Below are 12,084 nucleotides of genomic sequence, written 5' to 3'. Positions count from 1 at the left end.
CGGGGACCACCGCGGCGCCGTCGTCGGCGGTGCCGACCGGACGTGGCCTTTCCCCAGGCCCGGCGATGCCCGCCTCGCCGCCCTCCCGGATGCGGTTCCCGGCGGTGCGCACGTCGTCCGGGCCAGTCCCGCCCGGCCCCGTCCGGCGTCCAGCAGTCCGGCGGCGGGTGGTTCGTCGAGGTGGCCGATGCGGGTCTCGGGCCACGCGGTGCGCCAGGTCCGTGGATCGCGGCGACGGCCCCCGGCACGCGGATCTCGCGAGCACGATCGACGGCCCGGGCCGTACGGCCCATCACAGCGGCATCGCATGCAGTGCACCATCTGTTCAACCGGCCGAGGACCTGCGGAGGTGGCCATGCTCCCCAAGGACGAACAGCGCCGCCTGAGGGAGATCGAGCAGCAGCTCAGCACCGACGACCCCAAGCTGGCCCGCCGGCTCGGTGAAACCGGGCCGATCGAGCGCGTGCGCGCCGGGCTTTCCCTCACGACCGTGCTGGGCGCGTTGGCGGCGGTGCTCGCGGTCGCCTGCCTGTTCCTCGGCGAAGGCGCGGGCATGTTCACCGCCACGGTGCTCGCAGTCGTGCTCTTCGCGCTGCGGCGCTGGTCGATGATGCCGCACGGCGACGAGGAACAGGCCTAGCCGGCCGCGCGCGGTGACCCCGCTGCACCGGCAGCGAGCAGCGCGTGGTCGTGGTCGGCACGGTCCTCCGGCCGGTGCGACCGCTACGGCCGCTGGCACCGCCCCTCCGGACAGGCCGTCCCGGCAGCGGGAGCCGTCCCGGGGCTCTCCCCCACGCCGCGCCGTCCGGGCACCTCCGCTGTGGCGAGAGACGCCAGCCACTTCCCGACACCACTCGGTGACCCGAACTCCCTCCAGCCGCGACGCGGTCCGGGGGCGCAGACAAAAAAGCGGGACCCCCAGGCCCACCAGGCCCCGGAACCCCACACACAATAAAAAGAAAGGGGCGGGGCACGAAGAACCCTCGTTCTTCGTGCCCCGCCCCTTCCATCGTAATGTGTCGGCGGTGTCTTACTCTCCCACACCCTCACGAGTGCAGTACCATCAGCGCTAAGGAGCTTAGCTACCGGGTTCGGAATGGGACCGGGCGTACCCTCCCCGCCATCGCCACCGACAACCCACACCCCCACACCCCGGTGGGGGAAACCCATGAGCAGCCGCCAACCAGCGGACACACAAAACAATCCAGTTATCAAACACGTCCCGGGTTGTTGTCCCAGAACCATACAGTGGGTGCAAACATCTCGTGAACAAGCCCTCGGCCTATTAGTACCCGTCCACTCCATCCGTTACCGAACTTCCATGCCGAGCCTATCAACCCAGTCATCTCCTGGGAGCCTTAACCCCACAAAGGGGGCAGGAGACCTCATCTAGGAACAGGCTTCCCGCTTAGATGCTTTCAGCGGTTATCCCTCCCGAACATAGCCAACCAGCCATGCACCTGGCGGTACAACTGGCACACCAGAGGTTCGTCCATCCCGGTCCTCTCGTACTAGGGACAGCCTTCCGCAAGTCTCCAACGCGCGCGGCGGATAGGGACCGAACTGTCTCACGACGTTCTAAACCCAGCTCGCGTGCCGCTTTAATGGGCGAACAGCCCAACCCTTGGGACCAACTCCAGCCCCAGGATGCGACGAGCCGACATCGAGGTGCCAAACCATGCCGTCGATATGGACTCTTGGGCAAGATCAGCCTGTTATCCCCGGGGTACCTTTTATCCGTTGAGCGACACCGCTTCCACCAGCCAGTGCCGGATCACTAGTCCCTGCTTTCGCACCTGCTCGACCCGTCAGTCTCACAGTCAAGCTCCCTTATACACTTACACTCAACACCTGATTGCCAACCAGGCTGAGGGAACCTTTGGGCGCCTCCGTTACCCTTTAGGAGGCAACCGCCCCAGTTAAACTACCCACCAGGCACTGTCCCTGAACCCGATCAGGGCCCGAAGTTAGATGCCCAGAACGACCAGAGTGGTATTTCACCAACGACTCCACACCCACTAGCGTGAATGCTTCCCAGTCTCCCACCTATCCTACACAAGCCGAACCAAACACCAATACCAAGCTATAGTAAAGGTCCCGGGGTCTTTCCGTCCTGCCGCGCGAAACGAGCATCTTTACTCGTACTGCAATTTCACCGGGCCTGTGGTCGAGACAGCGGAGAAGTCGTTACGCCATTCGTGCAGGTCGGAACTTACCCGACAAGGAATTTCGCTACCTTAGGATGGTTATAGTTACCACCGCCGTTTACTGGCGCTTAAATTCTCCGCTACACCCCAAAGGGGTTCACGGGTCCTCTTAACGTTCCAGCACCGGGCAGGCGTCAGTCCGTATACCTCGCCTTACAGCTTCGCACGGACCTGTGTTTTTAGTAAACAGTCGCTTCTCCCTGGCCTCTGCGACCACCACCAGCTCCCCCAGCACGTGGGTTCACCAGCAATGGCCCCCCTTCTCCCAAAGTTACGGGGGCAATTTGCCGAATTCCTTAACCACAGTTCACCCGACCGCCTCGGTATTCTCTACCTGACCACCTGTGTCGGTTTCGGGTACGGGCCATGCACACACTCGCTAGAGGCTTTTCTCGGCAGCACGGGATCACTCACTTCACCACCACGGCTACGCATCACCCCTCACCCCCATGGTGTGCGGATTTCCCTACACACCGGGCTACAGGCTTACACCAGTACAACCACTCACTGGCAGAGCTACCCCCCTGCGTCACCCCATCGCTTGACTACTCCGGCATCAGGCCCCATGCCAACCACGACACAAACCCGAAGGTCCACGCCGCGTCGGGATGGTTAGTCTCAACCGTTCCATCACGGACGCGTGCACACGGGTACGGGAATATCAACCCGTTCTCCATCGACTACGCCTGTCGGCCTCGCCTTAGGCCCCGACTCACCCTGGGCGGACGAACCTTCCCCAGGAACCCTTAGTCATCCGGCGGCAGAGATTCTCACTCTGCACTCGCTACTCATGCCTGCATTCTCACTCCCGCACACTCCACACCACGATCACTCGGGCGCTTCACCGCATACAGGACGCTCCCCTACCCAACAACACCCCACAGGGCATCGCCGGCATGGCTTCGGCGGTGCGCTTCAGCCCCGCTACATTATCGGCGCAGGACCACTTGACCAGTGAGCTATTACGCACTCTTTCAAGGATGGCTGCTTCTAAGCCAACCTCCTGGTTGTCTCAGCGATCCCACATCCTTTTCCACTAAGCGCACACTTAGGGGCCTTAGCCGATGCTCTGGGCTGTTTCCCTCTCGACGACGAAGCTTCTCCCCCGCCGTCTCACTGCCGCGCTCCAACCCGGGCGTATTCGGAGTTTGGCTGACCTCAGTAACCCGCGAAGGCCCATCAGCCAACCAGTAGCTCTACCCCACCCGAGCACCACACGACGCTGCACCTAAATGCATTTCGGGGAGAACCAGCTATCACGAAGTTTGATTGGCCTTTCACCCCTACCCACAACTCATCCCCCAGGTTTTCAACCCTGGTGGGTTCGGGCCTCCACACGGTCTTACCCGCGCTTCACCCTGGCCATGGGTAGATCACTCCGCTTCGGGTCTGCACCACGCGACTCCACGCCCTCTTCAGACTCGCTTTCGCTCCGGCTACCCCCCAACGGGTTAACCTCGCCACGCAGCAGCAACTCGCAGGCTCATTCTTCAAAAGGCACGCCATCACCCACCACAAGGACAGGCTCTGACGGATTGCAGGCACACGGTTTCAGGAACTCTTTCACTCCCCTCCCGGGGTACTTTTCACCATTCCCTCACGGTACTATCCACTATCGGTCACCAGGAAGTATTTAGGCTTAGCGAGTGGTCCCGCCAGATTCACAGCACCCTCCACGGAAACGCTGCTACTCGGGAACACCACCACACACCCAGCATGCATTTTCGCCTACGGGACTCTCACCCACTCCGGCCAGGCATCCCAACCTGTTCAACTAACACACACCGACGGTGCTGAAGGGCAGACAGACCCCTCCAACAGTGCCCCACAACCCCGCACACGCAACCCCTGTCCGGTCTCCCACGCGCACGGTTTAGCCTCCTCCGCTTTCGCTCGCCACTACTCACGGAATCACCAGTGTTTTCTCTTCCTGCGGGTACTAAGATGTTTCACTTCCCCGCGTTCCCCCCAACACCCTATACATTCAGATGCTGGTAACCCGGCATCACCCGGGCTGGGTTACCCCATTCGGACACCCTCGGATCACAGCTCGGTTGACAACTCCCCGAGGACTCTCGCGGCCTCCCACGTCCTTCATCGGCCCCTGGTACCAAGGCATCCACCATGTGCCCTACATTACTTGGCCACAAAGATGCTCGCACCCACTATACAGTTCTCAAACAACAACCCAAGACAACACACCCACACAGAGCGTGCCCTCTCAGACACCCAACAGCGAACCATTCTTGATCACACCAGTGCTGTTCCACAATCCCTCAAGCACCCCACGGCAGGAACACACACGGTCCCTCCACCACAGGCCACTCCACCACCCCCACCACAGCACCACCAACAAAGGGCGACCACTGCACAGGGCCTCGGCGGGTGTTTTCGTGCTCCTTAGAAAGGAGGTGATCCAGCCGCACCTTCCGGTACGGCTACCTTGTTACGACTTCGTCCCAATCGCCAGTCCCACCTTCGACCACTCCACCCCAACAGGGTTAGGCCATGGGCTTCGGGTGTTACCGACTTTCATGACGTGACGGGCGGTGTGTACAAGGCCCGGGAACGTATTCACCGCAGCACTGCTGATCTGCGATTACTAGCGACTCCGACTTCACGGGGTCGAGTTGCAGACCCCGATCCGAACTGAGACCGGCTTTAAGGGATTCGCTCCACCTCACGGTATCGCCACCCTCTGTACCAGCCATTGTAGCATGTGTGAAGCCCTGGGCATAAGGGGCATGATGACTTGACGTCATCCCCACCTTCCTCCGAGTTGACCCCGGCAGTCTCCCGCGAGTCCCCACCATTACGTGCTGGCAACACAGGACAAGGGTTGCGCTCGTTGCGGGACTTAACCCAACATCTCACGACACGAGCTGACGACAGCCATGCACCACCTGTACACCAACCACAAGGGAAACCCCCTCTCAGGGGCAATCTGGTGCATGTCAAACCCAGGTAAGGTTCTTCGCGTTGCATCGAATTAATCCACATGCTCCGCCGCTTGTGCGGGCCCCCGTCAATTCCTTTGAGTTTTAGCCTTGCGGCCGTACTCCCCAGGCGGGGCGCTTAATGCGTTAGCTACGGCACAGAAACCGTGGAACCGATCCCCACACCTAGCGCCCAACGTTTACGGCGTGGACTACCAGGGTATCTAATCCTGTTCGCTCCCCACGCTTTCGCTCCTCAGCGTCAGTATCGGCCCAGAGACCCGCCTTCGCCACCGGTGTTCCTCCTGATATCTGCGCATTTCACCGCTACACCAGGAATTCCAGTCTCCCCTGCCGAACTCAAGTCTGCCCGTATCGACCGCACGCCCACAGTTAAGCTGCAGGTTTTCACGGCCGACGCGACAAACCGCCTACGAGCTCTTTACGCCCAATAAATCCGGACAACGCTCGCACCCTACGTATTACCGCGGCTGCTGGCACGTAGTTAGCCGGTGCTTCTTCTACAGGTACCGTCACCCGAAAGCTTCGTCCCTGTCGAAAGAGGTTTACAACCCGAAGGCCGTCATCCCCCACGCGGCGTTGCTGCGTCAGGCTTTCGCCCATTGCGCAAGATTCCCCACTGCTGCCTCCCGTAGGAGTCTGGGCCGTGTCTCAGTCCCAGTGTGGCCGGTCACCCTCTCAGGCCGGCTACCCGTCGTCGCCTTGGTAGGCCATCACCCCACCAACAAGCTGATAGGCCGCGGGCTCATCCTGCACCGCCGGAACTTTCCACACCCCACCATGCGGCAGAATGTCCTATCCGGTATTAGACCCCGTTTCCAGGGCTTATCCCAGAGTGCAGGGCAGATTACCCACGTGTTACTCACCCGTTCGCCACTCATCCACACCCGAAGATGCTTCAGCGTTCGACTTGCATGTGTTAAGCACGCCGCCAGCGTTCGTCCTGAGCCAGGATCAAACTCTCCAACAATGACTGTTGAAACAATCCCAGCAGACACTCCAACCACACCCCCACACACAGTGCAAAGGCCGGCGAGCGCCATACTCAAAGAAACCCCAAAAAAGGGGCTGTTCATCATGAACACTAGCCAAAAACAGTTCGCTGTTGAGTTCTCAAAGAACACACCCACACCACAACCACACACCCAAGCATGCAGTCGCAGGGAGCAATTCCCATGTCGTTTCGGTGCTGATCACCCTAGCAGGCCCGAAACACCGGCTTTCCCGGGGGGTCCCCGTTCCAACCCGGCCGCTTCACGCCACCGCATCGAGTTCTCAACGGACAGCCCACTCTACCACCCGAAAGCAGGAGCTTGGTTCGCCATCCCCGCCAGCACCCGGTCCGTTTCCCGGCCCGTTCCGCGCTGACCTGAACAACTCTACACACCCCGTCGAACCCCCTGCGAACCACCCCCCGATCAAGGGTGAACGCGCAGGTCAGGACGAAGATCGGCGGGCTCGTCAGAGCAGGAACGAGAACAGCGGCGAGCCGGGCGACACCTGCTCGATCTGCAGCGGGCTCTCCTTCATCCGCTTGAGCAGCTCATCGAGCTCGCCGGCGTGGTCCAGTTCGATGCCGACCAGCGCGGGCCCGTGCTCCCGGTTGTTCTTCTTGACGTACTCGAAGGCGACGATGTCCTGCCCCTCGGCGAGCACGTCGTCGAGGAAGTGGCGCAACGCCCCCGGCTCCTGCGGGAAGGAGACCAGGAAGTAGTGCCGCAGCCCCTCGTGCACCAAGGAGCGCTCCACGACCTCGGCGTAGCGGCTGAGGTCGTTGTTGCCACCGGAGACGACGCAGACGACCGGTCCGCGCGGGGCCCGCTCCAGCGGCATCCGCGCAGCCGCGCTGGCCAGCGCACCCGCGGGCTCGGCGATGATGCCGTCGGTCTGGTACAGGTCCACCATCTCGGTGCACACGGCGCCTTCGGGCACCGCGACGAGCTCGTCGACGAGGTCGCGGGCCACCCGGTACCCGAGGTCGCCGACCCGGCCGACCGCCGCGCCGTCGACGAAGGTGTCCACGTGCGGCAGCGCGACCGGCCCGCCGTTGTCCAGGGCGGCGCGCAGGCTGGTGGCCCCGGCCGGCTCGGCGCCCACCACGTGCACGTCCGGGAAGTGCTCCTTGAGCCACAGCACGACACCGGCCAGCAGCCCGCCGCCGCCGACCGGGACGATCACCGTGTCGATCGGGCCCTCGTGCTGCTCGGCGATCTCCAAGCCCACGGTGCCCTGCCCCGCGATGGTCCGCGCGTCGTCGAACGGGTGCACGTAGACGGCGCCGGTGCTCCGGCCGTCCTCCTGCGCGGCGACGCTGGCCTCGTCGAACGAGCTGCCGACGATCACCGGCTCGACCCACTCCCCGCCGATCGCGGCGATGCGGCGGCGCTTCTGCCGGGGCGTGTTGGTGGGCAGGTACACCCGGCCCTTGATCTGGAGCTCGCGGCAGCTGAACGCCAGGCCCTGCGCGTGGTTGCCCGCGCTCGCGCAGACGACACCGCGCTCGCGCTCCTCCGGCCCGAGCGAGGAGATCAGGTTGAACGCCCCGCGCATCTTGTAGGAGCGGCAGAGCTGCTGGTCCTCGCGCTTGAGCCGGACCGGGACGCCCAGCTCGGCGCTCAACCGGCTGCTCTCGTCGAGCGAAGTCCGCCGCGCGACCGGCCTCAACCGGGTGGCGGCGCGGTAGATGGCTGCGGGGGTCAACTCGTCGTACACCACTCGATACTAAGACCGCTCGACGGCTGCGGTGCGGAGCGGGGCGCCCTCCCCGGGGCACACCGTGGCGAGCGTCACCGGGATGGGCTGACCTGCTGCGGAGTCCCTGCGCGGCCGCCGGGGTGGTCCCCGGGCAGGGCGAAGACCGCCCTCGGGATCGCGCGGCGGGCGGGGCATCTCACCCGGACCAGCGATGCGCCGGGTGCCCCGGGCCCCGCGCGCGAGTGGCCGGGGTCACGTCGGCTGCTTACCCTCCGGGCATGGCGACGACGAGCACCTCAGCGGCGATCGGGAGCGTGGTGGTGCGCACCGGCCGGACCCTCGACGAGTGGGTGCGGATCGTGCGGGCGAGCGGGCTGGACCCGCACGACCAAGAAGCCGTGCACCGGTGGCTGCGCACCGAGCACGGCCTGCTGCGCGGCCCGGCGTGGACCGTCGCCGACGCGGCGGCGCGGGCGAGCGCGGGTCCGCGGCCGGTCGTGGAGCGGTTGCGCGACGTGGTCGAGCAGTTCGGCGACGACGTGGTGGTCGACGAGGACGGCGGCCGGGTGCTGTTCCGGCGCGGGCACCCCTTCGCGTCGGCCGCCGCGCGCGGTGCGGGGGTGCGGCTGGAGCTGCGCTTCGCGCATCCGCCGGGATCGGACCGGATGGCCGAGGCGGCGGACGGGGTGCACCGGCTGGAGCTGGGATCGGTGGCCGAGATCGACGGTGAGGTCGAAGCCCTGCTGCAGGTGGCATACTCGCAGTGCGGCTGATCACCGGAGGCGCCGATGTCCGTCCTGCCCGTGTGCGTCACCTGCGGCACCCAGTACGCCGAACCTCGGCCGGAGTGTCCGATCTGCGAGGACGAGCGGCAGTACGTCCCACCCTCCGGGCAGCGGTGGACCGATCTGGAGTCGCTGCGCGCGGGCGGGCACGCGGCGGTGGTGCGCGAGCAGGGCCCTGAGGTGATCGGGCTCGGCTGCGAGCCCCGGTTCGCGATCGGGCAGCGGGCGCTGCTGATCAAGGCACCGGGCGGCAACGTGCTGTGGGACTGCGCGGCCTACCTCGACGACGCGCTGGTCGAAGCGGTGCGGGCGCACGGCGGGGTGTCGGCGATCGCGATCAGCCACCCGCACTACTACACGACGATGGTCGAGTGGAGCCGGGCGTTCGACGCGCCGATCCACCTGCACGCCGCCGACCGGGAGTGGATCGGCAGGCCGGATCCGGCGATCCAGCTGTGGGACGGCACCACCGCGACCTTGGCCCCGGGCCTGACGCTGCTGAACCTGGGGGTGCACTTCGCGGGCGGCACGGTGCTGCACTGGGAGCGCGGCGCGGGGGCGCTGTTCAGCGGCGACATCGTGCAGGTCATCCCGGACCGGGAGCACGTGGCGTTCATGTACAGCTACCCGAACCTGATCCCGGAGCGGCCCGGGGTGGTGCGCCGTGCCGCCGAGCTGCTGGCCGACTACCGCTTCGAGGCGCTCTACGGGGCGTGGTGGGACGCGGTGCTGCCGGACCGGGCCTCGACCATCGTGCAGCGATCGGCCCGGCGCTACCTCGACTTCGTCCTGGAGCGCTGAGCGGCCGAACCGCACCGCTGTGCGCCGATCGGCCCTTATGCCGCGTCGCGGCGGGCTCGCATCATGCAGGGCATGGTGCAGAACCCACCGGCTCCGATCACCCCGGAGGACGAGGCGGCGGCTGCCCGGGCGGTGCTGAGCGATCCGGTCTGGGCGTTCATCACCGGGGCGGCGGGTTCCCGGGAAGTGGCCAAGCACGCCAACCGCGAGGCGTGGGACGAGGTCTTCCTCGGCCACCTGCTGCCGCGCGACGTGTCCCGGGTCAGCACGGCCACCTCGGTGCTCGGCGCCCCGGCCGCGGCGCCGTTCGCGGTGGCGCCGATGGGCCTGCCCGCGCGGATCTGGCCGCACGGCGACCTGGAGATCGCCGCGGCCTGCGCCGAGACGGGGATCCCGCTGGTGGTCTCGACGATGGCCTCGGCCCGCGTCGAGGACATCGCGAAGTCCGGGGCGCGCTGCGCCTTCCAGCTCTACTGGCTGCGCGATCCGCGGGCGCGCCGGGAGCTGGTGCGCCGCGCCGAGCAGGCGGGGTGCAGCGCGCTGGTGATCACCACCGACGCGCCGGTGCGGCGCGGCAGCGAGCGCGAGCGGGCGGCCGAGTTCAGCCCCGGCGCCGACGTCGCCCCCGCGATGACCGACGACGTCGAGATCGATCCGTCGCTGGACCTCGCCGACGTGGAAGCGGTCGTCGGCGCCACCTCGATGCCGGTCTACGTCAAGGGCGTGCTGTCGGCGGCGACCGCGAGCCGCTGCCGCGAGGCCGGTGCCGCCGGAGTGGTGGTGTCCAACCACGGCGGCAGGCAGCTGCCGTGCGCGGTGCCCACGGCCACCGCGCTGGAACAGGTGGTGCGCCACGGCCCCGGAGGGCTCGACGTGCTCGTCGACGGCGGGATCAGCACCGGCACCGACGTCCTGCGGTCCTTGGCGCTGGGCGCGACCGGCGCCCTGGTCGGCAGGCAGGTGCTGTACGGCCTGGGCCGCAGCGGGATGCAGGGCGTGCTCGGCGTGCTGCAGCGGATCAGCGCGGAGCTCGCGGAGCTGCTGGTGCTCACCGGCTGCCCGGAGGTCGCCGACGTGGCGCGGCTGCCGGTGCTCATCCGTCCGTGAGGGCCGGTCCCGCCCGTCAGGTGCCCGGCAGCACGGGCGGGACGAGGTGGACGACCTTGGTCGCGGTCATCTCGTCGAGGAGTTCCGGGCCGAAGCCGAAACCGCTGCCGCTGGCGCCCCTGGGCTGCGCGGCGCCGCCCGGGGCGCCGCCGAATACCTCGTTGATCTTGACCGTGCCCACCCGCAGCGCGCGCCACGACCGCTGGGCGTGCGCCATGTCCGGGGTGAGCACGGTGGCCGCGAGCCCGTGCCGGTCGGCGGCCGCCTCGCGCAGCGCCTGGTCGAAGTCGTCGACGACGCGCACTGCGGCGACCGGACCCAGCACCTCCTCCCGCAGCACCTCCATCTCGGGTCGGCAGTCGGTGAGCACGGTCGCCGGGTAGTAGCTGCCGTCGCCGTCGGGGAGCACACCACCGGCCAGCAGGGTCGCTCCGGCGTCGAGCGCATCGCGGACCTTGCGGTGCACCTCGGCGCGGTGCTCCTCGGCGACCAGCGGGCCCATCGGGATCTCGTCGGCGGCGGGTGACCCGAAGACCCGGCGGCGCGCTTGCTCGACCAGCGCCGCGAGGAAGTCCTCGGCCAGGTCGCGGTGCACGTAGATGCGCTCGACGGAGGTGCAGATCTGCCCGGAGTTGGCGAACGCCCCCACGGCGGCCTGCTCCGCGGCGTGCTCGGGGTCGATCCCGGCGTCGACGATCAGCGCGTCGTTGCCGCCGTTCTCCAGCAGCGTCTTGGCCCCGGTGGCGGCCGCGGCGGCGGCGATGCTGCGCCCCGCGGCGGTGCTGCCGACGTGCGCGATGACGTCCAGCGTCGAATCGGCGACCAGCTCCGCCCCGCACCGCGGCCCGCCCGCCACCGAGCCGAGCAGCCCTTCGGGCAGGTGCGCGGCGAGGACCCGGTTCAGCAGCACGCCGGTCCGGACGGCCCGTTCGCTGGGTTTGTGCACCACCGCGTTGCCGGTGACCAGGGCGGCGCCGAGCACTCCGCAGGCCACGGCCACCGGCTCGTTCCACGGGGTCAGCGCGGCCACGACGCCCCGCGGTTCGTGCACCATCAGGTCGGTGGCGTCGTGGTCGCCGTTGAGCGAGCGGCCCCGGTGCACCGGCCCCAGCGCGGCGTACTCGTCGAGGGTGCCGGCCGCGGCTTCCACCGCGGCCCGGGCCTGCTCACGCGGTCGGCCGGTCTCCCGGTGCTCGGTGGTGGCCAGCTCGTCGGCGGCGTCGCGGACCGCGTCGGCCAATCGGGCCAGCACCGCGCCGCGCTCCCCCGCGGGCACCCGGGCCCACTCCGCCTGGGCCCGGTGGGCGGCGGCGACGGCCGCGGCCACCTCGTGCCTGCCCGACCCGACGATCGAATCGATGAGCTCGCCGTCGAGCGGGCTGCGCACCTCCACGACCTCGCGGTCCTCGTCCCACGACGTCGCCTCGACCAGCCCGCCGGACATCGACTCCGCTGCCACCGCACGGTCCACGCGTTCCTCCTCGCACTCGGTTCCGGTCCTGGGATTGCCCGCGGGGAGCCCCGGTCAATCCC

Annotated in this window: 6 protein-coding genes and 3 rRNA genes; 4 read left to right on the top strand and 5 right to left on the bottom strand. The window is 67.1% G+C overall.

What is annotated here, in order from left to right:
- Positions 1–355: 355 nt before the first annotated feature.
- Positions 356–640: a DUF3040 domain-containing protein gene (locus ACQP0T_RS12690; protein ID WP_433873209.1), complete on the top strand. Its 285-nt coding sequence runs from the start codon at positions 356–358 to the stop codon at positions 638–640.
- A 377-nt stretch (positions 641–1,017) separates the two neighbouring features.
- Here the strand turns inward: ACQP0T_RS12690 and rrf are convergent.
- The 4 genes from rrf to ilvA form a co-directional block, all read right to left on the bottom strand.
- A 5S ribosomal RNA gene (gene rrf, locus ACQP0T_RS12685) occupies positions 1,018–1,134 on the bottom strand.
- 131 nt (positions 1,135–1,265) lie between these two features.
- Positions 1,266–4,353: ribosomal RNA gene (locus tag ACQP0T_RS12680) — 23S ribosomal RNA — on the bottom strand.
- Between the two features lie 258 nt (positions 4,354–4,611).
- Positions 4,612–6,134: ribosomal RNA gene (locus ACQP0T_RS12675) — 16S ribosomal RNA — on the bottom strand.
- Together the 16S, 23S and 5S rRNA genes form the textbook arrangement of a ribosomal RNA operon.
- A 491-nt stretch (positions 6,135–6,625) precedes the next feature.
- Positions 6,626–7,879, bottom strand: coding sequence for a threonine ammonia-lyase IlvA (ilvA, locus tag ACQP0T_RS12670; RefSeq protein ID WP_345364257.1), 1,254 nt, complete (start codon positions 7,877–7,879; stop codon positions 6,626–6,628).
- Between the two features lie 257 nt (positions 7,880–8,136).
- Here ilvA and ACQP0T_RS12665 point away from each other — a divergent pair, with 257 nt between their 5' ends.
- From ACQP0T_RS12665 to ACQP0T_RS12655, 3 genes are all read left to right on the top strand, one after another.
- A complete protein-coding gene (locus ACQP0T_RS12665) occupies positions 8,137–8,631 on the top strand; it encodes a DUF4287 domain-containing protein (RefSeq protein WP_433873207.1) in 495 nt (164 codons plus the stop codon).
- Between the two features lie 15 nt (positions 8,632–8,646).
- Positions 8,647–9,444 carry an MBL fold metallo-hydrolase gene (locus ACQP0T_RS12660; RefSeq protein WP_433873206.1) on the top strand — a complete coding sequence of 266 codons (798 nt, stop codon included), beginning with the start codon at positions 8,647–8,649 and terminating at the stop codon, positions 9,442–9,444.
- Between the two features lie 72 nt (positions 9,445–9,516).
- Positions 9,517–10,551, top strand: a complete 1,035-nt coding sequence (locus ACQP0T_RS12655) for an alpha-hydroxy acid oxidase (RefSeq protein ID WP_433873204.1) — start codon at positions 9,517–9,519, stop codon at positions 10,549–10,551.
- A gap of 16 nt (positions 10,552–10,567) precedes the next feature.
- Here the strand turns inward: ACQP0T_RS12655 and ACQP0T_RS12650 are convergent, their stop codons facing one another.
- Entirely contained in the window at positions 10,568–11,995 is a 1,428-nt protein-coding gene (locus tag ACQP0T_RS12650; RefSeq protein WP_433873697.1) for an aldehyde dehydrogenase family protein, read from the bottom strand.
- Positions 11,996–12,084: the final 89 nt, after the last annotated feature.

The organism is Saccharopolyspora sp. CA-218241, from assembly GCF_050954615.1.
Taxonomy (GTDB): Bacteria; Actinomycetota; Actinomycetes; order Mycobacteriales; family Pseudonocardiaceae; genus Saccharopolyspora; species Saccharopolyspora cebuensis.
The sequence above is the reverse complement of the archived record's forward strand: the minus strand, read 5'-3'. Positions and strand labels throughout refer to the sequence as shown.

Coding starts and splice junctions, on each gene's coding strand:
- ACQP0T_RS12690 (WP_433873209.1), top strand. CDS start 356: ATGCTCCCCAAGGACGAACAGCGCCGCCTGAGGGAGATCGAGCAGCAG.
- ACQP0T_RS12665 (WP_433873207.1), top strand. CDS start 8,137: ATGGCGACGACGAGCACCTCAGCGGCGATCGGGAGCGTGGTGGTGCGC.
- ACQP0T_RS12660 (WP_433873206.1), top strand. CDS start 8,647: ATGTCCGTCCTGCCCGTGTGCGTCACCTGCGGCACCCAGTACGCCGAA.
- ACQP0T_RS12655 (WP_433873204.1), top strand. CDS start 9,517: ATGGTGCAGAACCCACCGGCTCCGATCACCCCGGAGGACGAGGCGGCG.
- ACQP0T_RS12650 (WP_433873697.1), bottom strand. CDS start 11,995: ATGTCCGGCGGGCTGGTCGAGGCGACGTCGTGGGACGAGGACCGCGAG.